Raw genomic sequence first — 24,303 nt, 5'->3', positions numbered from 1 at the left:
AACGCCACACGCACGGCCGCGGCGGGCCCGCTCGGGGCCCGCCGCGGCCGGTGACGGAGCGTCCGTCAGTGCTTGTGCTTGATCTCCACGTGCCTGGCCTCCGCCTTCTCGGCGCCCAGGCCCACGCTGACGGTGAGCACGCCGTCGGTGTAGTCGGCCGTGATGTCGTCCTCGTCGGCGCCGCGCGGCAGCGTCACGCTGCGGCTCATGGCGCCGTACCGGAACTCGCTGTGGTTCTTGTCCACGTCCCGTTCGGTGCGCTCGGCCTGGACCGTCAGGACCCCTTCGCCGACGACGACGTCGATGTCCTCGGGGGTCATGCCCGGAAGTTCGGCGCGCATCACGTAGCGGCCGCTCTCCGTGTAGTCCTCGATGCGCACGGCGGGCACCGAGAACTTGCCGGGAAGGGTCTCGAACCAGTCGGGCATGTCCGGGAACGGGAATTTCTGCCTGCGTGTCAGTGTGGCCATCGCCGTGACCTCCTCGGCGGTCGTCGGGTCTGCCGACACCTCCAGTGCAGCGCGCGCGGAGGCGCCGCGCGTAGGCCTAACAGCCCTTCTTGCGGGCCCCTGGGTCCTTTCCGCCGCCCGCGCCGCGAGCCGGGGACCCCTGGCACTGGCAGTCCGGCCGCAGCGGGACTTCCATGGAAGGAGCGGTGGTTCTCCCCCGTGCCACCGCGGCGAGGAGGCGAGGACGATGGACGTGCTGCCCCGGCCCCCGGTCCCGGTCACCGCGGACGAGGGAGGCCGCCATGGCGGGCGCCGCTGACCGGAGCCGGCCGGTCGTGGTGGGCGTCGATCCGGACCCGGCCCGGCGGATGGCCCTGGCGTGGGCGGCGGACGAGGCGGTCCGGCGGCGGGTGCCGCTGCGTCCGGTGCACGTCGAGGGCGTGCCGACCAGGGGCACCCGGGCGCCGGACGTCCCGTCGTCCTGGGAGCAGTGGAACGACACGCTGCACCGGGCGGGCAAGCAGGTGCTCGACGAGGCGGTGGACTTCGTCACGGCCCGGTGCCCGGACGTGGTCGTCGATCCGCTGCTGGCGGAGGGCGATCCGGTGTGGGTGCTGCGCGAGCAGAGCCGCGAGGCCACGTCGGTGGTCCTGGGCTCGTGGCATCTGAACCGGACACAGGAGGTGTTCGGCTCGGCGGCCGTCGCGCTGCCGGTGGCGGCGCACGCGCAGTGCCCGGTGGTCGTCGTGCCCGAGCCGGAGCACATCACGCAGGAGCCCGCGTACTTCGTCGTCGGCGTCGACGGCAGCGAGCGTTCCGCCGTCGCCGTCGACCTGGCGTTCGAGGAGGCCGCGCTGCGCGGGGCCCAGCTGCGGGCGCTGTACGTCTGGCAGCCGGGGCCGCTGCGGATTTTCGACGAGTACGCGGAGCAGCAGGAGTGCCGGCGGCTGCTGTCCGAGACGGTGGCCGGCCGCCGGGCCCGCTACCCGGAGGTGGAACTGCGCCACGAGCTGCTGACCGGGCATCCGGTGCGGGCGCTCGCCGACGCCTCGGCGCACGCGCTCGGCCTGGTGGTGGGTACCCGGGGGCACGGCGGTTTCACGGGCATGTTGCTGGGCTCGGTCAGCCAGGGGCTGCTGCGCCACGCCCGCTGCCCGGTCCTGGTGGTTCCGTCGCCGGCGTGAGCCGGGGCACGGCACAGCGGCCCGCGCGAAGGGGCGCGGGCGGGTGACACGGTCCGCCGCACACCCGAGGGAGGAACAGTGAGCAAGCGTGCCCGAACCCTGCCGCGGATCGAGTCCGAGTGCTGTGGCGCCCGGCTGCCGTCCCGCGGAGCCACGCGCTCCGGCGCCGTGCGCGCCGGGGCCGGTCGCGCCGCCCGGGCGTCCCGGGGCGCGGCCGGCGAGTGGATGCTGCTGCCCGGCGGCACATGGCGGCACGTCCGGACGATCCGCGTGCCGAGCCTGTTCGGCTGAGCGACCCCGGCCGTCCGCCGGAGCCCTGGGGCTGCCGTGGAACGACCCCGGCCCGTCGGGCATCCTGGGGGTGTCGGCGAAGCGGTGAGGGGAGCCGTGGTGGACGAGCGCGCGCAGAACGGGCGTGAGGCGGAGACGTCAGGGATGTCACCGCAGTTGCGTCTGGACGCGCTGCTGGACGATCTCCAGACCCAGGTGGCGCAGGTGCGGGCGGCCCGGGACCGGGTGCACACGCTGCTCGGGGCCGTCCTGGCCGTGGGTTCGGATCTGGACCTGGAAGTGGTGCTGCACCGCATCGTGGAGTCGGCGGTCACCCTGGTCGACGCCCAGTACGGCGCGCTCGGGGTGCTCGGGGAAGAGGGCACGATCAAGCAGTTCGTCACGGTCGGCATGGACGACGAGACCATCACCCGGATCGGGCACTATCCGCGCGGCGAGGGCATCCTGGGTCTGCTCATCCGCCATCCGGAGCCGCTGCGGCTGGCGGACCTGCACCGGCACGAGGCGTCCGTGGGCTTCCCGGCCGGGCACCCGCCGATGAGCAGCTTCCTCGGCGCCCCCGTCCGGGTCCGCGAGCAGATCTTCGGCAATCTGTACCTGACCAACAAGCGCAGCGGGGTGGAGTTCGACACCGACGACGAGGCGGTGCTGCGCACCCTGGCTGCGGCGGCCGGCGTGGCGATCGACAACGCCCGGCTGTACGAGGACGCGCAGCGCCGCCAGCGGTGGCTGGCGGCCAGCAACGACCTGACCCGCAGCCTGTTGTCCGGCGCCGAACCGGGGGCGGTGCTGGAGTCCTTCACCGTGAAGGTGCGGGAGGTGGCCGGCGCGGATCTGGTCACCCTCGCGGTGCCGGTCGGCGATCGCGGCGAGCTGGTCATCGAGGCGGCCTCCGGAGCGGGCGCCGAGCAGGTCCGCGGTCTGGTGCTGCCCCCTTCGGCGCTGGCCGCCAAGGTCTTCACCTCGGGCGAGACCATCACCAGCGACGCCCTGAGCGCCGACCCCCGCTCGGAGGGCGGCAGCGCCTCGGTGGTGGAGCTGGGGCCGGCCTTCTTCGTGCCGCTCGGCACTCCGGAGCACGTCCGCGGGGTGCTGCAGGTGGCGAACCTGCCCGGCGGCGCGCCCTTCGCCGACGCCGTGAGCGACATGGTCACCGGGTTCGGCAACCAGGCCGCGCTGGCCCTGGACGTCGCGGAGCACCGGCGGGACACCGAGCGGATGGTGGTGCTCGACGACCGCGACCGGATCGCCCGGGACCTGCACGACCTGGTCATCCAGCGGCTGTTCGCGGGGGCGCTGTCGCTGCAGTCGACCCTGGGCCGGGTCTCCGACCGGCCGCAGGCGAGCGAGCGGATCCAGCGGGTGGTGGACGACCTGGACGACACCATCAAGATCATCCGTTCCACCATCTACGCCCTGCGCGAGCGCGACCAGGCCCGGCGCGGCAGCGGGCTGCGCGCCCAGCTCGTCGCGGCCACCGAACGGGCCACCGAGTCGCTCGGCTTCGCCCCGGCGCTGCGCATGACCGGGCTGCTGGACACCGTCGTCTCCGCCGAGCAGGCCGAGCAGTTGCTCGCCGTGCTGGGCGAGGCGCTGTCCAACGCGGCCCGGCACGCGCACGCCACGTCGGTCGACATCGGGGTCGAGGTCACCGACGCAGCCCTGCGGCTGAGAGTGGCCGACAACGGCCGCGGCATCGGTCAGGCGGTCACCCGGCGCAGCGGGCTGGCCAATCTGCGCCGGCGCGCGGAGGAGATGGACGGCACGTTCGCCCTGTCCGGGAACGAGCCGGGCGGCACGGTCGTCGAGTGGACCGTGCCGCTGGCTCCCTGACCGCCGGGGCGCTCAGCCGTCCCAGGTCCAGTCGGCCACCTCGGGCATGTCCGTCCCGTGCTCGCGGATCCACACGTGGTGGCGCTGCCGGGCATCCTCCATGTGCTGGCGTACGGCGGCCGCGCGCACCGCGAGTCCGGGGACGCGGTCGATGACGTCCATGACCAGGCGGTAGCGGTCCAGGTCGTTGCTGACCACCATGTCGAACGGCGTGGTGGTGGTGCCGATCTCCTTGTAGCCGCGCACGTGCAGGTTGCGGTGACCGGTGCGCCGGTAGGCCAGGCGGTGGATCAGCCACGGGTAGCCGTGGTAGGCGAAGATCACCGGCTTGTCCGGGGTGAACAGCCCGTCGTACTCGAAGTCGTTCATCCCGTGCGGGTGTTCCTCCTTCGGCAGCAGCCGCGCGATGTCGACGACGTTGACCACGCGCACGGCCAGTTCGGGCAGGTGCCGGCGCAGCAGCTGGGCGGCGGCGAGCACCTCCTGGGTGGGCACGTCGCCGGCGCAGGCCAGCACCACGTCCGGGTCCCGTGACCCGTCCTCGGTGCCCGCCCACTCCCAGACGCCCGCGCCGCGCGCGCAGTGCACGCTCGCCTGCTCCATCGGCAGCCAGTCGAAGCAGGGCTGCTTGCCGGCGACGATCACGTTGACGTAGTCGCGGCTGCGCAGGGCGTGGTCGGCCACGGACAGCAGGGTGTTGGCGTCCGGCGGGAAGTAGACCCGGACCGCCTCGGGGCTCTTGTTGAGGATGTGGTCGACGAAGCCGGGGTCCTGGTGCGAGAACCCGTTGTGGTCCTGGCGCCACACGTGCGAGGTCAGCAGGTAGTTGAGGGAGGCGATGGGGGCCCGCCAGGACAGTCGGCGAGTGGTGTGCAGCCACTTGATGTGCTGGTTGACCATCGAGTCGACGATGTGGACGAAGGCCTCGTAACAGGAGAACAGTCCGTGCCGGCCGGTGAGGAGGTAGCCCTCGAGCCAGCCCTGGCAGGTGTGTTCGGACAGGATCTCCATCACCCGGCCGTGCCGGTCGAGGTGTTCGTCCACGTCGAGGGTCCGGGCCTGCCAGGCCTTGCCGCTGGCCTCGAACACCGCCTGCAGGCGGTTGGAGGCGGTCTCGTCCGGGCCGACGAGGCGGAAGTCGCGGCGTTCGGCGGTGGCCCGCATGACGTCCTGGAGCAGGTCGCCGAGGACTCGGGTCGGTTCGTGCAGGGTGGCGCCGGGCTTGTCGACGGCGACGGCGTGCTTCTCCAGCGGCGGCAGGGGCAGTTCGCGTACCAGCAGGCCGCCGTTGGCGTGCGGGGTGGCGCCGAGCCGGCGGGCGCCCCCGGGGACGCAGGCGAGGACCTCCGGCCGCGGGGCGCCCCGCTCGTCGAAGAGCTCCTCGGGCCGGTACGAGCGCAGCCACCGCTCCAGCTGCCGCAGGTGCTCGGGGTTGTCCCGGACGGCGGCCAGCGGGACCTGATGGGCGCGCCAGGTGCCTTCCACGGGCAGCCCGTCGACCTCGGCCGGGCCGGTCCAGCCCTTCGGGGTGCGCACCACGATCACCGGCCAGCGGGGCCGTTCGGTGACGCCGTCCTCGCGGGCGGCGCGCTGGGCGGCGGCGATGCGGTCCAGGGCGGTGTCCATGGCGGCGGCCATGGCGCGGTGCACGGCGGCCGGGTCGTCGCCGGTGACGTGGATCGGGTCGTGGCCGTAGCCCCTAAGCAGGTCGTCGAGTTCGGCCTCGGGGAGGCGGGCGAGCACGGTCGGATTGGCGATCTTGTAGCCGTTGAGGTGCAGGATCGGCAGTACGGCGCCGTCGTGGACCGGGTCGAGGAACTTGTTGGAGTGCCAGGAGGCGGCCAGCGGTCCGGTCTCCGCCTCGCCGTCGCCGATGACGCAGGCGACGACGAGGCCGGGGTTGTCGAGCGCGGCGCCGTAGGCGTGGGAGAGCGCGTAGCCGAGTTCGCCGCCCTCGTGGATCGAGCCGGGCGTCTCGGGGGCGACGTGGCTGGGCACGCCGCCGGGGAAGGAGAACTGCCTGAACAGCCGGGCCATGCCGGCCGCGTCCCGGGTGATGTCGGGGTAGGTCTCGGTGTAGGTGCCCTCCAGCCACGAGTTGGCGACGACGGCGGGTCCGCCGTGGCCGGGGCCCCAGATGCACAGGGCGTCCAGGTCGCGGGCCTTGATGACGCGGTTGAGGTGGGTGTGCACCAGGTTGAGGCCGGGCGAGGTCCCCCAGTGGCCGAGGAGGCGCGGCTTGACGTGCTCGGGCCTGAGCGGCTCGGTCAGCAGGGGGTTGGCCATGAGGTAGATCTGGCCGACGGCAAGGTAGTTCGCGGCACGCCAGTGGGCGTCCAGCGACCTCAGCTCGTCCTCCTCCAGCTCGGCGGGCACCTGCTGGGTGTCGACGGACATCTGCATTCCTCTCCGTGTCGGGTCGGGCTCGGCGGACGCGCGTGCCGGTCTGTGGGACCCACCCTCCGCCGGGGCCCCGGGTACCCGACAGGGCCGTTCGGGCCACAGCTCCGGAGCCGGTCGGGTGAAGCGGTCCGGCCGGGGCGTAGCGGCGCCCGCCGGTCTCGGAGCCGGACCACTCGGGGCTGGTGATGACGGGCACGGGAGCCGCCTGGGTGTCGGCGAACCTGGGCCTCCGCCCGCCCGCTGGGAGGCCGGCCCCGGGCCGCACGGGCCCCCGGGGCACGCCGTGAAGGGCCGTCCGGCCCTAACGGAGCCCGGCCCCCGGGAGAGACCATGGACGGATGTTCCCCACCGACGGCTTCCGCGTGCTCGACCGCCAGGAGTGCTTGCGCCTGCTGGCCGGGGTGCCGGTCGGCCGGGTCGTGTACACCCGCCGGGCGCTGCCGACGGCGCTGCCGGTCAACTTCTCCGTCGACACGGACTCCGCCGTGGTGCTGCGCACCTCGGCGGGCTCGGACCTCGTCCGGGCGATCGACGGGGTCGTGGTGGCCTTCGAGGCCGACGACTTCGACGCCGTGGCCCGCTCCGGGTGGAGCGTGGTCGTCACGGGTCGCGCGTCGGTGGTGACCGGGCCCGCCGAGCACGAACGGCTGTCGCGCAACGGTCCGCGTTCCTGGGTGGTCACGCACGACGGCGTCTTCGTCCGCATCGAGGCGGAACTGGTCACCGGCCGGCAACTGACGGGCACCGCCGGCGCCCGCTGACGCGGGGCGGACCCGGCAACACTCCGCCGGAAGGGGAGCGAGCCGCACAGGTGGACGTCGTCGCCGGCGCCGGCGCCGGCGCCGGCCCGATGGCGTACCCGCGCTCACTGCTCTTGCTCATCAACCGGTCGATTCCCCAACAGCATCCGATGCGGCCCAAGGCCCCTGCCGAACCGGGCATCATGAGCTCATGCCGTTTCCTCGTCGCACCGACTTACCCGACCCGGACGCCGCACGCAGGACGATCAGCGAGACGGTCCCGGAACTCGGCCGGGACATCGCGAGACAGGCCCGCGCCCACGCCACCGCCGTGCTCCCGTTCCTGGACCGGAAGGGGCTGCGGGGACCCGCGGAGCAGAACAAGGCCAGGAGGCTGATCACCGAACTCATCGGAGACTGGTACGAACGCGGTGGGTACGACTCCTGGATGGCACGCATGCACTTCGCGTATGCCGGATTCTATCCGCTTGAGGATCCGAACAGGTTCGACCCCGGCGGCTTCGAAGCAATGCTTGAACCGGCCCGTAAGCATATGCATCACAAGCCCGACTTCTGGCTCGCTCATGATGCCTCGGTCAGTGATCTGAGAGCTCTCCTGGAGGATCTTCACCGCGGTCTCATCACTGTGGCGGACACGTTGGTGCGGTCCATCCCCCGCCCGCCACTGCTCCCCGAGAAGCATCCCCCTACGTTCGCCCGCCTCCACGATGCGGTAGTCGCCGAGACGGTTGCCGAAAACCTCGCTGTGCTCATCGACGAGGGGCTGAGCCAGTATCGGGCGGTCCTCAAGGGTGGGGGGCCGGGCTCGGACCGGTCCCTGACGTTGGGCGAGCGCTTCTCGAACGCGCTGAAGGCATTCCTCACACATGAGGTCTGGCAGCGGTACGACGCCGCCACCCATGGGTTCGAGTTTCTGACTCGACGCATGCGCGAGGGCCATGATGAACGCGACAGCCCCAGGAGCAAGGCGATCCATCAGCGGCTCTTCGCGAGCTACGCTGCCATCGGGATCAACTATCTCGCGGAGGTGCTGGACCTCATGCCGAACTACGCCGAGGCGTCCGGGCAAGGCCCGCGACGCGACCCGATCACCGTGTACGGCAATGTCGGCGCCATCGGCGAAGTGAACAACAGCAACGTCACGGTGGCTCACGTCGTCTCCGACATCGGCATGAGCGCCAAGGCCATCGCTGACCGAGGCGACACGGGAATCGCGACTGCCGTCCGCGCACTGGCCGAGGCCGTCCAACAGGATCGGCAGCTCACCGAGGACGTGCGCGCCCAACTCCTCGATCACGTCGCCGATGTCGCCGACGCGGCGGCGGCACCGGACGAGCCCCGACGCCTCAGCCGGGCCAGAGCCGCTCTCGCGGCGATCACCGAGGCCGCCGGCGCATCGACTCGACTCACCCAAGCCGTCAGTGACTGGCACCACGTAGCCGGCCAACTCTTCTAGGACGCCTCGGCCGACGCGGTGCCGTGGAAGCGTGGCATCACCTCAACTGCCCGAAAATGGATGTGCGTCAGGCGTCAGGGCGAGTACGCCATGCGTAACGGATGAGGCCACACGACGCTTGACCTCAACCAAACTTGAGTTTCTAGGTTCCTTCTTGGGCCGCAGGAAACGACCAGCGGCGCCTTTTCCAAGGAGGTTTCCCGTGACCGCAGACCACATCGAGATCCCTGACCGCTACCGCTATGCCGTCGTCCCGCACATCATGGTCGACGACGCCGCCGCGGCGATCGACTTCTATCAGCGGGCGTTCGGCGCCCGTGAGGACTTCAGGATCGACGCTCCGGGCGGCGGGATCCTGCACGCCGAGATCACGGTCGGACGGTCGGCCCTGATGCTGGGCGACGCCGGCGTGGACGAGGCGGAGGCCGCCTCCTTCGCCGCGCCGACCTCGCTCGGCGGAGGCACGTCCGTCACGCTGCACGTCTTCGTGCCGGACGTCGACAGCCTGGCGGAGCGCGCAGAAGCCGCCGGCGCCGAGATCCTCCAGCCGCCGAAGGACATGTTCCACGGTGACCGCACCGTCATCCTCAAGGACCCTTCCGGTCACATATGGGTGTTTCTGACCCACGTGGAAGACGTCTCGCAGGAGGAGCTTCGGCGCCGCCTGACGACCGCGGGGTGAGTGGACGCCGTCCGCACGGTGGTCCGTTGGCAGTCGGCGGCTACTGGATGTCAGTCTGGGTTGACAGGTGAGGGATGTCAATCCAGACTGACAGACATGGAAGCGGGAGATCTCTCAGAGCGCCTCAGGTCGCATGACCCCTCCGTAGGACTGCGCGCCGTGGGCGCCTTGCACCGGCTGGCCGAGCAGGTCGAAGCGGCAGCGGTCGCACGAGCCAGAGAGCAGGGGTGGTCCTGGGAACAGATCGGCGACGCCCTCGGCGTCTCCCGGCAGTCCGTGCACGCCAAGTACGGGAAGTGAGACGAAGATGTTCGAACAGTTCGCGGCAAGTGCCCGTGCGGCCGTCGCTTCGGCGCTGGAGGAAGCGACGCTGCGGGGCGATCGGCGCATCGGCACCGAGCACCTCCTCCTCGGAGTGCTCCATGAGCCCGGGGCCGCCCGGGCCTTCGGGGCGGACCTGGACGCCGCGCGGGCCGCTCTCGACGCCCTCGACCGGGCCGCGCTGGCCGTCGTCGGCATCGACGTACAGGGAATCGAGCGGCCGCCGATCCCAGCATCACGCAAGCGCACCCCCTTCACCTCCAACGCCCGTGCCGTCCTCCCTCGCGCCCTGGTCGAGACGAGGAAGGCCGGCAGTCGGCGCATCGCACCGGAGCACCTCCTGCTGGCCCTGATCGACTCCGAGCAGCCGGATCCGGTGGCAGAGCTCATGGCCCGGCTCGACATCGACCGCGCCCTCGTCCGAGAACGCGTTGGGCGGACGGGTACCTGAGGCGCGGCGCCTCCCGGCCAAGGCCGCGGCCGCTGGTCGGCGACAAATCCGCCGCGAAGACCGGAAGTTCCACCGCTGGGAGCTGACGACGGGCTGGCTGTTCATCGCCACCGGTAAAGGCGTCGCTGCGGCCTTCTGAAACAGCTCCTGGCGGCGGGCCGGTCCCGTGATCCAGAGGGACCCCTACGCCTCTGCCAGCGGCAGAACACCGGCCGGACCGGGCTCGACGATCACTACAGTCCACTCTCATGACGACGACTGCGACGCGTACGGTCGAGTACCCGGCCGACGGTCTGACGATGATCGGGCACCTCGCCCTTCCGGCCGGTGTCGGCCGCCGGCCCGCGGTGCTGGTCGGACCGGAGGGCATGGGACTCAGCGACGTCGAGCGCCGCCGGGCCGATGCTCTCGCCGAGCTGGGATACGTGGCCCTCGCCTTCGACCTTCACGGCGGGCGCTATTTGGGTGACCCCGAGGAGATGCTGGCCCGTTGCACGCCACTGCTCGCCGATCCCGACCGGATGCGGCGCATCGGCCACGCGGCACTCGACGAGTTGCGCGCCGAGCCCCGGACCGACCCCGACCGGATCGCCGCCATCGGCTACGGCACCGGGGGCGCCATCGCGCTGGAACTCGGGCGGGACGGGGTCGACCTGCGCGCGATCGGGACGGTCAACGCAACCACCACGGGCCGACCGGGCGAGGCGGCGCGCATCCGCTGCCCGGTCTGGGCCGGGGTCGGATCGGAAGACCCGATCATGCCGCCCGCGCAGCGAAACGCGTTCACCGCTGAGATGCAGGCCGCGGGCGTCGACTGGCGCCTCGCGGTCTATGGCGGCGCCTTGCACGCCTTCCACCACCCGCCGGTCGACCATCCCGTGGTCCCCGGTGTCGGCTACCACCCGCTGCACGCCGAGCGGGCCTGGCGCGACGTCGTCGACCTGCTCGCCGAGTGCCTGCCCGTGCCGGAGGACCCGGGGGCATGACGCAGGCGAACATGCTCCGGGGCTGTCAGGAGAGCCAGTCCGCGTAGCGGGTGGGGGCCAGGTGGGCGTTCCTGTCGGTGAGGACGTCACCCTTGACGAGGGCGAACATGCCGGCGGTGGGGTCGGTGACAACGGTGCGGTTGTCACCCTTGTGGGCCAGGGTGATCCGGCCCACCTCGTCCAGGGTGAAGACCTCGGGGCCGGCGATGTCGCGGATGCCGTTCAGGGCGGCGCCGGTGGCGACCTCGGCCACCGCGGCGGCCACGTCCTTGGATGCGATGGGCTGGACGGGTGTGGCCGGCAGCCGGACGGTGTCGGCGTCGGCGGTCCACGACAGAACCGCGTCCATGAAATCCATGAACTGCGTGGCTCGGACGATCGAGTAGGGGATCGGCCCGGCCTCGAGGACCTTCTCCTGGAGCACTTTGGCCCGGTAGTAGGCCAGCTCCGGCACCTTGTCCACGCCGACGATCGAGAGAACGACGAAGTGGCCGACACCGCCCCTGTGGGACGCGGCCAGAAGGTTGTCCATCGAGGTCCGGAAGAAGGCGAGGGAGGTCTCGTCGAAGGTCGGGGAGTTCGTCAGGTTGACGACGACGTCCGCTCCCGCCACCGCCTCGTCCAGTCCCCTGCCGCTGATGATGTCCACCCCCGTGGACTTCGAGTGCGGTACTGCTTCGTGCCCGGCGGCGGTGAGGTTCTTCACCACCTGCGACCCGATCAGTCCGGTGCCGCCGATGACCGCGATCTTCATGGTGCGCCTTTCGTGAGATTCACGTGCGCAATATGACATACAGATCGTTATGTGGATGCACCACGGCTGGACCGGGCTCTGACGTCACGCGTGAGGAACGCCGCCGACGACCGCGGCGTTCCTCACGAGGTCCGGGGGTCCTACTGATTGGGCTTGGCGGCGCTGATGTCGCCGAGTGCCGAGTGTTCATCGCGTTCTATCGCCAGGTCGCCGATGGACACGATGCCCACGGCGTGGCCCTCCTCGACCACCGGAAGGCGGCGGACGGAGTGCTCACGCATGAGCACGACCGCACGGTCGAGGTCCTCGTCCGGGCTGATGGTGACGAGATCGTCGCTGCAGGCGGAGGCCACCGTCTTCTCGCCCGGGTCGCCGCCTTCCGCGATCGCACGGATCACGAGATCGCGGTCGCTGACCAGGCCTCGCAGATCGTCGCCCTCGGTGACCAGTACGATCCCGATGTCTTCGTCGCGCATCCGCTGCGCCACCGCCGTCACCGACGCCTGCGGCTCCACCGTCACCAGCCGGCTGGTCATGATGTCCCGCACATGCTGCGTCATGACGCCTCCTTTGGGGGTTGGGAACTGGTGCCCACTGGGCTGGGCCGACCGAGTACCCGACGCACGGCCCCACCGCACCCGATGGCGGGCTCGGATTCCGATGCCCGAATTCGCCGCTCACCGGAGCAGCACACCGGCACCGGTCGGTTCGTGACCTCTCAGCCCGTCTGGGTCACCATCGATAGCGACCCGGTCGTGGCCGGGCGAGGGTGGGTGGGATCCGACTTCTCCGTCGGCTCGCCTCCCTCCGAAGGAGCACGGTCATGTCCGGACGCAATACCGTCATCCGCAGCCTGCACGATCTGGGACTGGCGGCGTGGTTCGGCGGCTCCCTCATGGGCGCGGTCGGACTCAACGGCGCGGCACGACAGGAAGGCGCCACGTGGACCGCCCAGGCGCGCATCGCCTCGGCAGGCTGGGAAAAGTGGATGCCGGTCAGCGCCGCCGCGATCGGCGCCCACCTGTACGGGGGCGGCGGCCTGCTCGCCGTCAACGCCCACAGGGTCGTCAAGCAGAAAGGCGTGGGTGCTTCCACCACGGCCAAGACGGTCGTCACCGCCGCGGCGCTGGCCACCACCGCCTACGCCCGCATCCTGGGCAAGAAGATCGACCTCGCCTCCTCCCCCGACCCTCAGGACGCTCAGAAGGCGGCAGAACACCCCATCGACACCGAGCAGGCGCAGCGGCAGCTCGCCTGCGTGCAGTGGGCGGTGCCTGCCCTCACCGGATGCCTGGTGGTCCTCAACGCGCTTCACGGTGAACAGCAGCGGCCCCTCGAGCAACTGCACGGCCTGTGGGGTCACGCCCGCTCCGTGGTGCCGCTCATGCACTGACCTGTGGCAGTCGTGGCCTCCGGAGAGGGCTCCGGAGGCCACACGCACAAGGCGTCGACTCAGGCGACGACCGTGATGTTCTCCGCCTGCGGACCCTTCTGGCCCTGCGTGACGTCGAAGGTCACGGACTGACCTTCCTGCAGCTCACGGAAGCCGGAGGAGTTGATGTTGGAGTAGTGCGCGAAGACGTCCGGCCCCCCGCCGTCCTGCTGAATGAAACCAAAGCCCTTCTCGGCGTTGAACCACTTCACGGTCCCGCTGGCCATGCTTTTGCCTCTCGGTCGAACCGGGTCCACGCGATGCGGACCCTAAGCGATGTTCCTGGTCACGCCGCACAGCAAAATGCCCGCACCTGGCGGTACGGGCAGGAACGGCGGACCAACCACAGCGACGTTACATGGCGTGTCCGGCCCGCGCCAGACAGCAGCGGACACTCGGGGGCGGTGCCGTCGCAGGCATCCCGCACGTACGCGGCGCGTTCCTCGGCCGGCGGGCGGCACAGGGGTCAAGGCTGATCTGTCTCGGAAGCGGGTCCGGTCGTGGTCAGGCCGTCGGGGCGATGTCCAGCACGTCTCGCACGGGGCGTCGGGGGGTGGCCGGGCCGAAGGGGCCGTAGCCCAGTCGCAGCACCATCTGGACGTGGCCCCGGCCGGCGACCGGGTCGCGGACCAGCAGCCGCAGGTCCGGGTTCTCCAGCGCGTGGGAGGTCAGGCAGGTGGCGAGGCCCGCGAGGGTGGCCTCCAGCAGGACGCGTTCCAGTGCCTGGCCGGCGCGCAGCCAGTCGGCGGGGGCGTCGCCGGGCGTGCTCAGCAGGGCGAGGTGCGGGTTGTGCTCGAAGGCGGTGGCGCCGCGGTCGGCCACCGGCCGGCGTCCGGCGAAGTCCCGCAGCGGGGCGCGGCCGTCCCGCTTCCGGGGCCCGAACGCGTACTCGGGCACGCCGTCGGTGGCGGCGTCCGCCTCGGGTCCCAGCCGGGTCCAGTGCCGCAGGTCCTCCATGCCCTCGGGATGCAGGGCGTCCCGGCTCTCCGCGTCGTGGACCAGGTCGAGCACGGTCTCCACGTGCCAGGGGCCGGGGAACAGCAGCTCGGCGCCCTCGCGGGCGGCCGCGGCCTGCAGGGCCGCCCGGGCGTCCTCGGGGATGTCCTTCTCGTCGAAGGGGTGCCGGCTGGTGTGCCGGCGGCGGATCGCCGGGTGCAGCCGCGCGAGGTCGTCCGCGTCCGGGACGGCACGGGCCGCCGCCGGGGCCGGCCGGACGACGGCGAGAAGCAGCGGTTCGGCGGGGTCCGGCAGCAGCCGTACCTCCGGGGCGAGCCCGGCGTGCGCGGCGGCGACGCGCAGGTTGAACAGGGCGGCGCCGCAGCCGATGTACAGCGCCCGGTTGCCGGGGTCCGAGCGGGGCATGGCCCGGTCGAGGTCGGGACGGACTTCGAGCACGCCCTCGTCCTCCCGCAGGCGGAAGCGCCATGGCTGCGCGTTGTGCATGGACGGGGCGACCACGGCCTGCGCGACCAGTGCGGCCGCGGTCCTCGCGTCGAGTCGCTGCGTGTCCATCACGCCCTCCTCGCGGATCGGGCCGCCTCGGCTTCCCGTCTCCAGTATCCGGCCGGCCGGCGCCGCGGGCTCCGCGGCGCCGGGTGTCTCAGGCCGTGCCGGGACGGACCAGCACGTTCTCGCCGGAGCGGCCGGCGACGTAGTCCTCGATGTTGGTCACGGTGGTGCGGGCGATCTGCCCGACGGCGTCCCTGGTGAAGTAGGCCTGGTGGGAGGTGACCAGGACGTTGCCGAAGGTCATCAGCCTGGCGAGGCGTTCGTCGGTCATCACCTCCAGCGACTTGTCCAGGAAGAACACGCCGGCCTCCTCCTCGTACACGTCGAGGCCGACGCCGCTCAGCCGGCCCGCGCGCAGCGCCTCCAGCAGCGCGTCGGTGTCCACGAGGCCGCCGCGGCTGGAGTTGACCAGGACGGCGTCGTCCTTCATCAGCGCCAGGGCCTTGGCGTCGACGAGGTGGTGCGTGTCGGGCAGCAGCGGGACGTGCAGGCTGACCAGGTCCGCCTCGGTGAACAGCCGCTCGCGCGAGACGTACTTCATGCCGAGGTCCAGGCAGTCGGGGTTCTCGACGGCGTCCCAGCCCAGCAGCCGCATGCCGAATCCGTGGGCGATCCGGGCGAAGGCGGCGCCGATCTTGCCGGTGCCCACCACCCCGGCCGTGCGGCCGCGCAGGTCGCGGCCCATGAGTCCGTCGAGCCGGAAGTCGAAGTCCCGGGTGCGGCGGGCGGCCCGGACGATCCGGCGGTCGACCGCCAGGGCCAGGGCCCAGGCGAACTCGGCGACAGCGTACGGCGAGTAGTAGGAGACCCGGGCCACGGTCAGTCCGAGTTCCCGCGCGGCGGTCAGGTCGATGTTGTTGTACCCGGTGGAGCGCTGGGCGATCATCCGGGTGCCGCCCGCGGCGAGGGAGCGCAGCACCTCGGCGTCCAGGGTGTCGTTGACGCCGCTGAGCACGATCTCGTGCCCGGCGGCGGTCGGCGTCGTGTCCCGGTCCAGGAACAGCCGCAGGCAGCGCAGTTCGTGCCGGCCGGCGAACGCGCTGTCGAACGCCTCCCGCAGCAGCGGTTCCTCGTCCGCGAGGACGCCATACGCAACGATCTCCACGTGTTCTCCTCGGTCGCTTCCGGCGATCACCTTTCCACCGTAGGCCGGGACCGCCCCGGACGAGAGGGCCCTCCGGACCCGCCGGCGGGGCCCAGCGTCCCCGGACGCCGCGTCACCATGCCTCCCGCGGTGGCCCGTCGACGGTCAGCGGGCCGTCAGCTCGGCCGCGACCTCGGCCGCCCACGCCTCGATCGCGGGGAAGTCCCGGAAGTCGCCGCCCCTGCCCTCGCGCAGGATCATCCGGGCGATCCAGCCCTTGGCGCCCTCCTCCAGGCAGCCGCCGAACGTGATGTGCTCCCTGGCGTCGACCCGGTCCATGGCACGCCGCACCCCGGCCTCGGGCGGGATGTCGCGTGCCGAGGCGGAGGGGTCGAGCGGCCCGCTGCTGAAGAACCACACCGGGCGCCCGGCCAGGTCCCGGCGGTGACGGCGCACGAACCGGCGCGCGTCCTTCTGCCAGCGCCCGGCGTACAGCGCGCCGCCGACCACGACGGCGTCGTACGGGACGACGCCCGGCACCGACCCGGCGGGCCGCGCCTCGGCCGCGAGTCCCGCCTCGCGCAGCACCCCGGCGACGGTCTCGGCGATCCGTGCCGTCGATCCGTTCGTCGAGCCGTAGGCCACCAGAACCCTGCCGGTCATGGCGGTCCACCTCCTCTCGCTGCCGGTGCGCCCGGCCGCCGGCCGCACCGTGGTCCGTCCGCGTCTCCGTCTCAGCGGAGCCGGCGCGGATAGGGGTCCTGGGCGTCGCGCGGGACCAGGCGCACCCGCGCGTCGAGCACGGAGACCCAGTCGGGGGTCGCCAGCACGGGGTTGAAATCGGCCTCGGCGAGCTGCGGCAGGTCGGCCGCCATGCGGGAGAGCCGGTGCAGCAGCTGCTCGAGGCCCTCGAGGTCGGCCGGGCCGCTGCCGTGCGCGCCGAACAGCAGCGGGGCGCAGCGCGGCCCGCTGATCAGGTCGTGCACGTCGTGGTCGGACTGCACGGCGACGCCGGCGGTGCCCGGGCGCGGGTGCCCGGCGGCGAAGGTGGCGTCCAGGCGCAGGCCGGACTCGGTGTTGGAGACGCCGAGGCAGTTCGGGCCGACGAGCCGCATGCCGTGCGCGCGGCAGGCGGCCAGCAGGTTCCGTGCCTGGTCGGCGTCGAGGCCGGCGGTCATGACGACCAGGGCCCGTACGCCGGCCTTGCCGCACTCCTCGGCGACGGCCGGGACCGCCGCCGCGGGCACGGCGACGACCACCAGGTCGGGGGTGAGCGGCAGGTCGGCGACGGCGGGGTAGGAGGGCACGCCGAGGATGTGGTCGACGCCCGGGTTCACCGCGAACAGGCGCCGGGTGTAGCCGCCGGCCTTCAGATGGTGCAGGACGGCGCGGCCCACGGAGCCGGGGGTGCGTCCGGCGCCGACGACGGCGACCGCGTCGGGGCGCAGCAGCGGCACGAGGCTGGCGACGTCGGCGGCCCTGCCCCGGGCCTCCACGGCCGACAGGTACGTGTCGTCCTGGTCGAGCCGGATGGTGCAGCGGACCTCCGGCCCCTCGAAGTGGCGGGTGACGCGCAGACCGAGGTCGGAGAAGAGCCGGAGCACCTCCCGGTTCTCGCTGAGCGCGTCGGCGGTGAAGGCGGTGACGCCGTCGGCGCGGGCCGCCGAGACCAGGTGCTCCACGAGCAGGGTGCCCACGCCGAGGTGGTGCGCCGTGTCGCCGACGGCGATCGAGATCTCGGCCGTGTCCTTCTCCCCCGCCGTGTCGTACTCCGCGAGGCCGAGCACCCGGTCCTCGGTCCGGGCCGGCAGGGCCCGGTGGCCGGGGCGGGCCGGGGCGCAGGCCCGGTCGGCGGCGAGGGCGCCGGACCTGCGGCTGACGGAGAAGAACCGCAACCACAGGTTCTCCGGGGACATCTTCTCGTAGAACCGCCGCAGGCCGTCGTGGTCGGCCGGGGCCACGGGGCGGATGCGCACGGTGGTGCCGTCCGCGAGGAACGCGTGGACCGGGGGGGCGGTTGAGCACGTCGTCCGACATCGCGGATCTCCTCCAGGGGTCTCGACGCTTCGAGCATCCGGCGTTCGGGGCGCCGCTCCCATGGGCTGTCCGGGCATGACACGGGGCCGTACGTCCCGGTCCGCCGGGCGGGCGGCCAGTGACCGGGCGGGCGAGCCGGGGCGCGGGCGAGCGGGCCGGGGCGAGCGGTGGCAGACGGTCTGTTGCGGAAAGTACGGTGGCGTCCTGGTGTCCGGCTCCGGCGCGAGCGACCGCGCGGGCCGGCGGGCGGTGGTGGAGGCGGCATGGCCGGTAAGAAGGCGGCGAAGCTGCCGCGCGAGGAGTACGAGCGGGAACTGCTGCGCCTGCAGACCGAGTTGGTGAAGCTGCAGGAGTGGGTGCGGGCCGAGGGGGCCCGGCTGGTCGTGGTCTTCGAGGGCCGGGACGCGGCGGGCAAGGGCGGCACCATCAAGCGGGTCGCCGAGCATCTCAACCCCCGGGTGGCCCGGATCGCGGCGCTGCCGAAACCGACCGAGCGCGAGCGCACGCAGTGGTACTTCCAGCGGTACGTGGAGCATCTGCCGGCCGCCGGGGAGATCGTGCTGTTCGACCGGTCCTGGTACAACCGGGCCGGGGTCGAGCACGTGATGGGCTTCTGCACCAAGGAGGAGCACCAGCTCTTCCTGCGCCAGTGCCCGATCTTCGAGCGGATGCTGGTGGAGGACGGGATCCTGCTGCGCAAGTACTGGTTCTCGGTGAGCGACACCGAGCAGCAGGAGCGCTTCCGGCGCCGGCTGGAGGATCCGCTGCGGCAGTGGAAGCTGTCCCCGATGGACCTGGAGTCGATCACGCGCTGGGAGGCCTACTCCCGGGCCAAGGACGAGATGCTGGTCCACACCGACATCACCGAGGCGCCGTGGTTCGTCGTGGAGAGCGACGACAAGCGGCGGGCGCGGCTCAACATGATCGCCCACCTGCTCGACTCCGTCCCGTACCACGAGGTGCCGCCGCAGGTGCTGCGGCTGCCGCCGAGGCCGCCGTCGACCGGCTACGAGCGTCCGCCGCGCGATCTGCAGACCTACGTGCCCGATCACGCCGCCGGTCTCTGAACGGCCGCCCACCGGGCGCCGGGGCCCGCACGGCGGCCGCCCACCGGCGCCGGGGCCCCGCACGGCGGCCGCCGCCGCACCCTCCCCGGGGTGCGGCGGCGGCCGGCGCGCGATGCGGTGCGTCAGTCGTGCGCCACGACCGCCACGGGCGCGGCGGCGTGGTGCAGGACAGCGTGGGCGACGGTGCCGATGTGGGCGCCGACCGGGGAGCGGCGCACGCGCCGGCCGACCACGACGAGGGAGGCGTCGCGGGAGGCCTCGACCAGCAGCAGCGCGGGGCTGATCCAGCGGGACTCCGGGACGACCTCGACGCCGGGGTGCTTCCGCCGCCAGGGCCGCAGGGCCTCGTCCAGGGCGGCGGCGTGGCTGTGCGCCACCGTGGTGGTGACCTCGGGGTCCATGGCCATGCCGTAGGCGTAGTAGTACGACGGCGGGTTCCAGGCGTGCACCACCCGCAGCGGCACCGAGCCGCGCTCGGCGGCCTCGAACGCGAACTCGATCGGGGCCGCGTCCGGCGCCTTGAGGTCCAGTCCCAGCACGACGGGGCCGGCCGGGTCGCCCGCGGCGCCGGCGCCGTACTCGCCGGAGCGGACGAGGACCACGGGACGCTCGCTGTGCGCCACGACGGACTGCCCGACCGAGCCGGCCAGGAAGCCGCCGAGACCGCCGAGGCCGCGCGAGCCGAGCACGAGCAGTTCGGCCTCCCCTGCCGCCGCGGCCAGGAGTTCGGCCGGCTGCCCGGTGAGCTGCTCCGTGCTCACCTCCAGGCCGGGGTGGGCCGACCGCAGACCGTCGGCGGCCTCCCGAAGGATCCGCTCGGTCCAGTGCTGGTGGGTGTCGGCGCCCAGCAGCGGGGCCTCGGCCATGGGCTCCGGCACCGGCTGCCAGACCTGGACCAGCTTCACCGGCAGGCCGCGCAGTCGCGCCTCCCGGGCGGCCCACTGAGCGGCGGCCCGGCTCTCGGCCGAACCGTCGACGCCTACGGTGATGGTGCGGGACATGTTCTCCACCTCTCGTGGATCGGGGGACGCCGTGGCGGCGTCGTCTTCAGGGGGTTGTGCGGCGCGGGGGCCCCTGGTCCTGCGGGGGCTTTCGTGCGGGTGCCGGGCGGTCGCCGGGGCGGTCCCGTGAGGGCGCCGTCCCGGCTCGGGGGGTCAGCGCACAGCCGCGCGTGACCTTGGTCGACGGCGAACCGCTCCCCCGAGGGTCTTGCTTCGCGGGCCGAACGTCCCTGCCCTGTAGGGACGTTGATCGGTCACCGCGCGTCCCGCCCCCGTCGGTCCTGGACCTGGGTGGCGATGACGGCGGCCTGGATGCGGCGTTCCACGCCGAGTTTGGCGAGCAGCCGGGAGATGTGGTTCTTCACCGTCTTCTCGGCGAGGTAGAGCCGCTGCCCGATCTGACGGTTCGTCAGGCCTTCGCCGATGAGGGCCAGGATCTCCCGTTCGCGGTCGGTCAGGCCGGGCAGTTCGTCGGGTTCCTCCGGCTGCTGCGGGCCGCCCCGCAGCCGGGCCATCAGCCGGGTGGTGGCGCTGGGGTCGAGCAGGGACTGGCCGCGGGCGACGGTGCGTACGGCGGACACCAGGTCCGAGCCCCGGATCTGCTTGAGGACGTAACCGGACGCGCCCGCCATGATCGAGTCGAGCAGCGCCTCCTCGTCGTCGAACGAGGTCAGCATCAGGCAGGCCAGCTCGGGCATGCGCGAGCGCAGCTCCCGGCACACGCTCACCCCGTCGCCGTCGGGCAGCCGGACGTCCAGCACCGCGACGTGCGGGCGCAGCGCGGGGACGCGCACCAGCGCCTGTTCCACGGTGCCGGCCTCGCCGATCACCTCGATGCCCGGCTCGTCGTTCAGCAGGTCGCGCACACCGCGCCGTACCACCTCGTGGTCGTCCAGCAGGAAGACCCGGACCGGGCTGGCCTGCTCGCCGTCCGCCATTGACCGCTCCTCGTTCCGTGCGCTCCGCGGCCGCCCGTGGACCGCCGACCGCCTCCCTACGGATCCTTGCCCCGCCCGGCCCGGACGGCCAGGGCCGAACGGCCCTGGTGTGGGCCACGCGGTGCGACGGTGGTCACCGCCCGGCGCGGGCTCCGTCCGCGCCGGGTACCCGCGAGAGGCGGACGCCGCGCGCCGGAGCGGAGCCTCACGGCTCCCGTGCCACGGGTCAGGCGGGCAGGTGCACGCCGTACATCGTGCGGCCGGCGGCCAGCTCCCGGCCGGTGACCAGCTCGGGCTCGATGCGCACGAAGATCTCCTCGGGCGAGGGCGCCCAGGAGCGCGGGCCGATCCGGTCCAGGCGCTCCACCTCGGCCGGGTCCGTGACGACACCGGCCCGACCGGTGACGACGACACTCCACCCGGACTGCTTGTCCGCGTCGACCGCGTCCGCCTCGAAGGCCACGACCGAGCCGTCGACCGCGCGGGCCATCTCCGAGGCCGCCGAGGTGCGCAGCAGCACCGCGCCGTCCTCGTCGAGGCGGAAGTTCACCGGCACGACCGCGGGCAGGGCCTGGCGCGTGTGCACGATCCGTCCGACGGGCGCCGTGGCCAGCAGGCGCATGCACTCGTGACGGCCGAGTTCGCGGAAACCATCGTTCGGGTACATCGGACAGCCCGTCTTTCGCCTGGTGGACCGGTGTGGCCCGGTGGGCCGGAGCACGCTCCATGCTGGGCCGGATCCCGGCCGCGGCGTCAGGGACCACCGGTCCCTCGGGCCCCGGAGAACGGCCCGGGGATGCGCGGCGCAGCGGGAGGGCCGGTCGGCCCATCGGCCCCGCCGGGAGTGCCCCGGTCGGCCCGCCCGCCGCGCCTGGCCGGCCCATGCCACGGCGCCGCCCGGGCTGCGACCTTCGGAGGGTGACGAGCGGGAGGTGGGGACGGATGCGTGAGGGCGGCCTCAGGACCGGCGGGCGGGGGCGGACGAGGGGGTCGCTGTGGCGGTGGCGGCGCAATCCGCTGCGGCGCCGCACCGACGTGCCCGAGGCGTGGTTCCTGCTCGCCGTGTGGGCACTCGTCGTGGTGGGCGGCACGCTCGTGGGCCTGGTGACCGCCCGGGCCGCCGGCCAGTCCTTCGACCGGCAGCGGACCGAGCGGACCCAGGTGCGGGCCGTGCTGCTCACCGACGCCCCGCGCACGGCGGTCGCGGGCACCGGCGGCGACCTGAGCTCGGCGCGGGTCCGCTGGACGGCCCCGGACGGCACCCGGCACAGCGACAGCACGCTGGTGCCCGGCGGGCTACGGGCCGGTTCCACCGCGGAGATCTGGCTCGACGCGTGGGGCAGGCCGAGCAGCGCGCCGCTGACATCCGGTGAGGCGAGCGCCGAGTCGGCGCTGCTGGGCGTCTCGGCCGCGCTCGCCCTGGCCGGCGCGGCGTTCGGCGTCCGGTGCGCCGGACGGTGGTGGCTCGACCGGGGGCGCATCGAGGAATGGGACCGGGAGTGGGCCCTGCTCGGTCCGCGGTGGGGCCACAAGACCGGCTGACCGGGATCGGCCCGCCGACTGAGCGCAACCGGCCGGCCTGCTGACCGGAACCGACCCGCCGGCTGAGCGGGACCGGCCGGCCGACTGAGCGGGGCCGCCGACCGGCGGCTTCATCGCCTGCTCGCCCGCGCGTCCGCTCCGCGGCCGTGCGGCCCCCGCGGCATGACGGTGTGTGAGGACGGGATCTTCCCTACCCGGAATCCCTCCGTCAGCAAGTCCGCTGTAAGTAGGCTGATATGCATGAAGGCACTTTTGTTGTCTGGTGGCTCGGGTACCCGTTTGCGCCCCATAACCCATACCTCGGCGAAGCAGCTCGTACCCGTCGCGAACAAACCGGTGCTGTTCTACGGTCTGGAGGCGATCGCCGGGGCCGGCATCACCGAGGTCGGGATCATCGTCGGGGACACGGCCGAGGAGATCCGGGAGGCGGTCGGCGACGGTTCCGCGTTCGGGCTCACCGTCACCTACATACCGCAGGAGGCGCCGCTGGGCCTGGCCCACGCGGTGCTGATCGCCCGTGAGTTCCTGGGCGACGACGACTTCGTGATGTACCTCGGCGACAACTTCGTCGTCGGCGGGATCACGGACCTCGTGGACGCGTTCCGCGCCGAGCGGCCGCAGGCGCAGATCCTGCTGACGCGGGTTCCGGACCCGACCGCGTTCGGCGTGGCCGAACTCGACGCCGCGGGACGGGTGGTCGGCCTGGAGGAGAAACCGGAGCACCCCAAGAGCGAACTGGCCCTGGTGGGCGTGTACCTGTTCACCCCGGCGATCCACGAGGCCGTGCGCGCCATCGAGCCCTCCTGGCGCGGCGAACTGGAGATCACGCACGCCATCCAGTGGCTCATCGACGCCGGACGCGACGTGCGCTCCACGACGATCTCCGGGTACTGGAAGGACACCGGGAACGTCACCGACATGCTCGAGGTCAACCGCTCGGTGCTGGAGACGACGGAGCGCCGGATCGACGGCACCGTCGACGACGACAGCGAGATCATCGGGCGGGTGCGGATCGAGCCGGGGGCGAAGGTGACCGGCAGCCGGATCGTGGGCCCGGTGGCCATCGGCCCCAACACCGTGATCACCGACTCCTACATCGGCCCCTTCACCTCGATCGCCGGCGACTGCCGCATCGAGGACAGCGAGATCGAGTACTCCATCGTGCTGCGCGACTCCTCGGTGAGCGGCGTCCGGCGGGTGGAGGCCTCGCTCATCGGGCGCAACGTCGAGGTGACCCCCTCCCCCCGCAAGCCCGCCGCCCACCGGTTGGTCCTCGGCGACCACAGCAAGGTGCAGATCTCGTCATGACGACCGGCATCCCGGTGCCCGGCCGAGCCGGCCGCACCGACGACAAGAGGAGACCGACCCGGTGAACACCAGGATCCAGCCCACCGCCCAGGTCGACGAGACGGCCGCCATCGGCGACGGCACGACGGTCTGGGATCTCGCCCAGGTACGGGAGGACGCCCGGCTGGGCAGCGGGTGCATCGTGGGCCGGGGGGCCTACGTCGGCCCCGGAGTGCGGATCGGCGACCGCGTGAAGCTCCAGAACTACGCCCTGGTCTACGAGCCCGCGGTGCTCGGCGACGGGGTGTTCGTCGGCCCGGCCGCGGTGCTCACCAACGACCACTACCCCCGCTCCGTGGACCCGCAGGGGCGGCTGAAGCGCGGCGGCGACTGGGAGGCCGTGGCCGTGGTGGTGGGCGAGGGGGCGTCGCTCGGGGCCCGTTCGGTGTGCGTGGCGCCGGTGCGCGTCGGCCGCTGGGCCCTGGTCGCGGCGGGCGCCGTGGTGGCCCGGGACGTGCCGGACTTCGCGCTGGTCGCGGGCGTGCCCGCGCGCCGGATCGGCTGGGTCGGCCGGGCCGGCGTCCGGCTGGTGGAGCGGGAGGACGAGCCGGGCTGCTGGGAGTGCCCCGAGACCGGCGAGCGGTACGACGAGAAGGACGGCGAACTCCTCCCGCGGAGCTGATCAGTTGGACTTCCGAAGTACGAGTCCCGATTTGCCCAAAACACCGTTCGTCGAACATGTGCAGGCATAACATGTGTGCGAAGTGTGCAGACCCAGCACAGGGAGCACACGATTCGGCATGGCCCGGGGGGGGTTTCGAAGTGGGGGACATCT

At 72.6% G+C, this 24,303-nt stretch carries 26 protein-coding genes and 1 pseudogene; 14 read left to right on the top strand and 13 right to left on the bottom strand.

The annotated features are described in order from the left end of the window. Positions 1-65 precede the first annotated feature (65 nt). Positions 66-470 (bottom strand): Hsp20/alpha crystallin family protein, encoded by a 405-nt coding sequence (locus tag ACFYU0_RS02330; RefSeq protein ID WP_351660758.1) that lies wholly within the window; start codon positions 468-470, stop codon positions 66-68. A gap of 281 nt (positions 471-751) precedes the next feature. Between ACFYU0_RS02330 and ACFYU0_RS02325 the strand changes: the two genes are divergently transcribed. The 3 genes from ACFYU0_RS02325 (at position 752) to ACFYU0_RS02315 (ending at position 3,757) form a co-directional block, all read left to right on the top strand. Next, complete coding sequence (locus ACFYU0_RS02325; RefSeq protein ID WP_351660755.1) at positions 752-1,633, top strand: universal stress protein; 882 nt, start codon at positions 752-754, stop codon at positions 1,631-1,633. A 78-nt stretch (positions 1,634-1,711) separates the two neighbouring features. After that, positions 1,712-1,924: a hypothetical protein gene (locus ACFYU0_RS02320; protein WP_351660752.1), complete on the top strand. Its 213-nt coding sequence runs from the start codon at positions 1,712-1,714 to the stop codon at positions 1,922-1,924. A gap of 144 nt (positions 1,925-2,068) precedes the next feature. Further along, positions 2,069-3,757, top strand: coding sequence for a GAF domain-containing protein (locus ACFYU0_RS02315; RefSeq protein WP_351660749.1), 1,689 nt, complete (start codon positions 2,069-2,071; stop codon positions 3,755-3,757). A 12-nt stretch (positions 3,758-3,769) separates the two neighbouring features. Here ACFYU0_RS02315 and ACFYU0_RS02310 read toward each other — a convergent pair whose 3' ends face one another. Further along, positions 3,770-6,154, bottom strand: coding sequence for a phosphoketolase (locus tag ACFYU0_RS02310; RefSeq protein ID WP_389297231.1), 2,385 nt, complete (start codon positions 6,152-6,154; stop codon positions 3,770-3,772). A 344-nt stretch (positions 6,155-6,498) separates the two neighbouring features. Here ACFYU0_RS02310 and ACFYU0_RS02305 point away from each other — a divergent pair, with 344 nt between their 5' ends. The 6 genes from ACFYU0_RS02305 (at position 6,499) to ACFYU0_RS02280 (ending at position 10,817) form a co-directional block, all read left to right on the top strand. Continuing rightward, positions 6,499-6,921, top strand: coding sequence for a pyridoxamine 5'-phosphate oxidase family protein (locus ACFYU0_RS02305; protein WP_351660743.1), 423 nt, complete (start codon positions 6,499-6,501; stop codon positions 6,919-6,921). 190 nt (positions 6,922-7,111) lie between these two features. Next, positions 7,112-8,377, top strand: a complete 1,266-nt coding sequence (locus ACFYU0_RS02300) for a hypothetical protein (protein ID WP_389297229.1) — start codon at positions 7,112-7,114, stop codon at positions 8,375-8,377. A gap of 262 nt (positions 8,378-8,639) precedes the next feature. Further along, complete coding sequence (locus tag ACFYU0_RS02295; protein ID WP_389297950.1) at positions 8,640-9,059, top strand: VOC family protein; 420 nt, start codon at positions 8,640-8,642, stop codon at positions 9,057-9,059. A gap of 159 nt (positions 9,060-9,218) precedes the next feature. Continuing rightward, positions 9,219-9,359, top strand: coding sequence for a helix-turn-helix domain-containing protein (locus tag ACFYU0_RS02290; RefSeq protein ID WP_370156104.1), 141 nt, complete (start codon positions 9,219-9,221; stop codon positions 9,357-9,359). Positions 9,360-9,366: 7 nt separating this feature from the next. Continuing rightward, a complete protein-coding gene (locus ACFYU0_RS02285) occupies positions 9,367-9,831 on the top strand; it encodes a Clp protease N-terminal domain-containing protein (protein WP_389297226.1) in 465 nt (154 codons plus the stop codon). A gap of 248 nt (positions 9,832-10,079) precedes the next feature. After that, a complete protein-coding gene (locus ACFYU0_RS02280; protein ID WP_389297225.1) occupies positions 10,080-10,817 on the top strand; it encodes a dienelactone hydrolase family protein in 738 nt (245 codons plus the stop codon). A 25-nt stretch (positions 10,818-10,842) separates the two neighbouring features. Here the strand turns inward: ACFYU0_RS02280 and ACFYU0_RS02275 are convergent, their stop codons facing one another. Together ACFYU0_RS02275 and ACFYU0_RS02270 are read right to left on the bottom strand one after the other, a co-directional pair. Beyond that, on the bottom strand, positions 10,843-11,571 hold the full coding sequence (locus ACFYU0_RS02275; protein WP_389297223.1) for an SDR family oxidoreductase: 729 nt from the start codon (positions 11,569-11,571) through the stop codon (positions 10,843-10,845). A gap of 140 nt (positions 11,572-11,711) precedes the next feature. Next, positions 11,712-12,131 carry a CBS domain-containing protein gene (locus tag ACFYU0_RS02270; protein WP_351660725.1) on the bottom strand — a complete coding sequence of 140 codons (420 nt, stop codon included), beginning with the start codon at positions 12,129-12,131 and terminating at the stop codon, positions 11,712-11,714. 263 nt (positions 12,132-12,394) lie between these two features. Between ACFYU0_RS02270 and ACFYU0_RS02265 the strand changes: the two genes are divergently transcribed. Then, positions 12,395-12,964, top strand: a complete 570-nt coding sequence (locus tag ACFYU0_RS02265; protein WP_389297221.1) for a hypothetical protein — start codon at positions 12,395-12,397, stop codon at positions 12,962-12,964. A 59-nt stretch (positions 12,965-13,023) separates the two neighbouring features. Here the strand turns inward: ACFYU0_RS02265 and ACFYU0_RS02260 are convergent, their stop codons facing one another. From ACFYU0_RS02260 to ACFYU0_RS02235, 6 genes and pseudogenes are all read right to left on the bottom strand, one after another. Continuing rightward, entirely contained in the window at positions 13,024-13,230 is a 207-nt protein-coding gene (locus tag ACFYU0_RS02260; RefSeq protein ID WP_190016681.1) for a cold-shock protein, read from the bottom strand. A gap of 277 nt (positions 13,231-13,507) precedes the next feature. Continuing rightward, a complete protein-coding gene (locus tag ACFYU0_RS02255; protein ID WP_389297220.1) occupies positions 13,508-14,515 on the bottom strand; it encodes an Acg family FMN-binding oxidoreductase in 1,008 nt (335 codons plus the stop codon). Positions 14,516-14,603: 88 nt separating this feature from the next. Then, a complete protein-coding gene (locus ACFYU0_RS02250; RefSeq protein WP_389297218.1) occupies positions 14,604-15,617 on the bottom strand; it encodes a 2-hydroxyacid dehydrogenase in 1,014 nt (337 codons plus the stop codon). A 144-nt stretch (positions 15,618-15,761) separates the two neighbouring features. Next, complete coding sequence (locus ACFYU0_RS02245) at positions 15,762-16,259, bottom strand: flavodoxin domain-containing protein (RefSeq protein ID WP_389297217.1); 498 nt, start codon at positions 16,257-16,259, stop codon at positions 15,762-15,764. Between the two features lie 71 nt (positions 16,260-16,330). Further along, positions 16,331-16,582 (bottom strand): acetate--CoA ligase family protein, encoded by a 252-nt coding sequence (locus tag ACFYU0_RS02240; RefSeq protein ID WP_389297949.1) that lies wholly within the window; start codon positions 16,580-16,582, stop codon positions 16,331-16,333. Positions 16,583-16,591: 9 nt separating this feature from the next. Then, a pseudogene (locus ACFYU0_RS02235) lies at positions 16,592-17,633 on the bottom strand (GNAT family N-acetyltransferase); the annotation flags it as partial. A gap of 263 nt (positions 17,634-17,896) precedes the next feature. Between ACFYU0_RS02235 and ppk2 the strand changes: the two are divergent. After that, positions 17,897-18,700, top strand: a complete 804-nt coding sequence (gene ppk2, locus ACFYU0_RS02230; RefSeq protein WP_351660712.1) for a polyphosphate kinase 2 — start codon at positions 17,897-17,899, stop codon at positions 18,698-18,700. A gap of 122 nt (positions 18,701-18,822) precedes the next feature. Here ppk2 and ACFYU0_RS02225 read toward each other — a convergent pair whose 3' ends face one another. The 3 genes from ACFYU0_RS02225 to ACFYU0_RS02215 all read right to left on the bottom strand — a co-directional run bounded on the left by ACFYU0_RS02225 (position 18,823) and on the right by ACFYU0_RS02215 (position 21,306). Continuing rightward, positions 18,823-19,701 (bottom strand): universal stress protein, encoded by an 879-nt coding sequence (locus tag ACFYU0_RS02225; protein ID WP_389297216.1) that lies wholly within the window; start codon positions 19,699-19,701, stop codon positions 18,823-18,825. 254 nt (positions 19,702-19,955) lie between these two features. Next, positions 19,956-20,639, bottom strand: a complete 684-nt coding sequence (locus ACFYU0_RS02220; RefSeq protein ID WP_389297214.1) for a response regulator — start codon at positions 20,637-20,639, stop codon at positions 19,956-19,958. Positions 20,640-20,865: 226 nt separating this feature from the next. Continuing rightward, positions 20,866-21,306, bottom strand: coding sequence for a pyridoxamine 5'-phosphate oxidase family protein (locus ACFYU0_RS02215; RefSeq protein WP_389297212.1), 441 nt, complete (start codon positions 21,304-21,306; stop codon positions 20,866-20,868). Positions 21,307-21,581: 275 nt separating this feature from the next. On the opposite strand from ACFYU0_RS02215, the gene ACFYU0_RS02210 reads away from it, so the two are divergent. From ACFYU0_RS02210 to ACFYU0_RS02200, 3 genes are all read left to right on the top strand, one after another. Beyond that, positions 21,582-22,181, top strand: coding sequence for a hypothetical protein (locus tag ACFYU0_RS02210; protein ID WP_389297211.1), 600 nt, complete (start codon positions 21,582-21,584; stop codon positions 22,179-22,181). 240 nt (positions 22,182-22,421) lie between these two features. Further along, a complete protein-coding gene (locus tag ACFYU0_RS02205) occupies positions 22,422-23,489 on the top strand; it encodes a glucose-1-phosphate thymidylyltransferase (protein WP_351660699.1) in 1,068 nt (355 codons plus the stop codon). Between the two features lie 61 nt (positions 23,490-23,550). Beyond that, complete coding sequence (locus tag ACFYU0_RS02200; protein WP_389297210.1) at positions 23,551-24,150, top strand: acyltransferase; 600 nt, start codon at positions 23,551-23,553, stop codon at positions 24,148-24,150. Positions 24,151-24,303 lie beyond the last annotated feature (153 nt).

Origin of the sequence: Streptomyces sp. NPDC003720, from assembly GCF_042875075.1 — a bacterium.
In the GTDB taxonomy this organism is placed as follows: Bacteria; Actinomycetota; Actinomycetes; order Streptomycetales; family Streptomycetaceae; genus Streptomyces.
The sequence above is the reverse complement of the archived record's forward strand: the minus strand, read 5'-3'. Positions and strand labels throughout refer to the sequence as shown.

Bases quoted from the DNA above. Each gene is read 5' to 3' on its own strand.
- ACFYU0_RS02330 (WP_351660758.1), bottom strand. From the start codon at position 470: ATGGCCACACTGACACGCAGGCAGAAATTCCCGTTCCCGGACATGCCC.
- ACFYU0_RS02325 (WP_351660755.1), top strand. From the start codon at position 752: ATGGCGGGCGCCGCTGACCGGAGCCGGCCGGTCGTGGTGGGCGTCGAT.
- ACFYU0_RS02315 (WP_351660749.1), top strand. From the start codon at position 2,069: ATGTCACCGCAGTTGCGTCTGGACGCGCTGCTGGACGATCTCCAGACC.
- ACFYU0_RS02310 (WP_389297231.1), bottom strand. From the start codon at position 6,154: ATGTCCGTCGACACCCAGCAGGTGCCCGCCGAGCTGGAGGAGGACGAG.
- ACFYU0_RS02305 (WP_351660743.1), top strand. From the start codon at position 6,499: ATGTTCCCCACCGACGGCTTCCGCGTGCTCGACCGCCAGGAGTGCTTG.
- ACFYU0_RS02300 (WP_389297229.1), top strand. From the start codon at position 7,112: ATGCCGTTTCCTCGTCGCACCGACTTACCCGACCCGGACGCCGCACGC.
- ACFYU0_RS02295 (WP_389297950.1), top strand. From the start codon at position 8,640: ATGGTCGACGACGCCGCCGCGGCGATCGACTTCTATCAGCGGGCGTTC.
- ACFYU0_RS02285 (WP_389297226.1), top strand. From the start codon at position 9,367: ATGTTCGAACAGTTCGCGGCAAGTGCCCGTGCGGCCGTCGCTTCGGCG.
- ACFYU0_RS02280 (WP_389297225.1), top strand. From the start codon at position 10,080: ATGACGACGACTGCGACGCGTACGGTCGAGTACCCGGCCGACGGTCTG.
- ACFYU0_RS02275 (WP_389297223.1), bottom strand. From the start codon at position 11,571: ATGAAGATCGCGGTCATCGGCGGCACCGGACTGATCGGGTCGCAGGTG.
- ACFYU0_RS02270 (WP_351660725.1), bottom strand. From the start codon at position 12,131: ATGACGCAGCATGTGCGGGACATCATGACCAGCCGGCTGGTGACGGTG.
- ACFYU0_RS02265 (WP_389297221.1), top strand. From the start codon at position 12,395: ATGTCCGGACGCAATACCGTCATCCGCAGCCTGCACGATCTGGGACTG.
- ACFYU0_RS02260 (WP_190016681.1), bottom strand. From the start codon at position 13,230: ATGGCCAGCGGGACCGTGAAGTGGTTCAACGCCGAGAAGGGCTTTGGT.
- ACFYU0_RS02255 (WP_389297220.1), bottom strand. From the start codon at position 14,515: ATGGACACGCAGCGACTCGACGCGAGGACCGCGGCCGCACTGGTCGCG.
- ACFYU0_RS02245 (WP_389297217.1), bottom strand. From the start codon at position 16,259: ATGACCGGCAGGGTTCTGGTGGCCTACGGCTCGACGAACGGATCGACG.
- ppk2 (WP_351660712.1), top strand. From the start codon at position 17,897: ATGGCCGGTAAGAAGGCGGCGAAGCTGCCGCGCGAGGAGTACGAGCGG.
- ACFYU0_RS02225 (WP_389297216.1), bottom strand. From the start codon at position 19,701: ATGTCCCGCACCATCACCGTAGGCGTCGACGGTTCGGCCGAGAGCCGG.
- ACFYU0_RS02220 (WP_389297214.1), bottom strand. From the start codon at position 20,639: ATGGCGGACGGCGAGCAGGCCAGCCCGGTCCGGGTCTTCCTGCTGGAC.
- ACFYU0_RS02215 (WP_389297212.1), bottom strand. From the start codon at position 21,306: ATGTACCCGAACGATGGTTTCCGCGAACTCGGCCGTCACGAGTGCATG.
- ACFYU0_RS02210 (WP_389297211.1), top strand. From the start codon at position 21,582: ATGCGTGAGGGCGGCCTCAGGACCGGCGGGCGGGGGCGGACGAGGGGG.
- ACFYU0_RS02205 (WP_351660699.1), top strand. From the start codon at position 22,422: ATGAAGGCACTTTTGTTGTCTGGTGGCTCGGGTACCCGTTTGCGCCCC.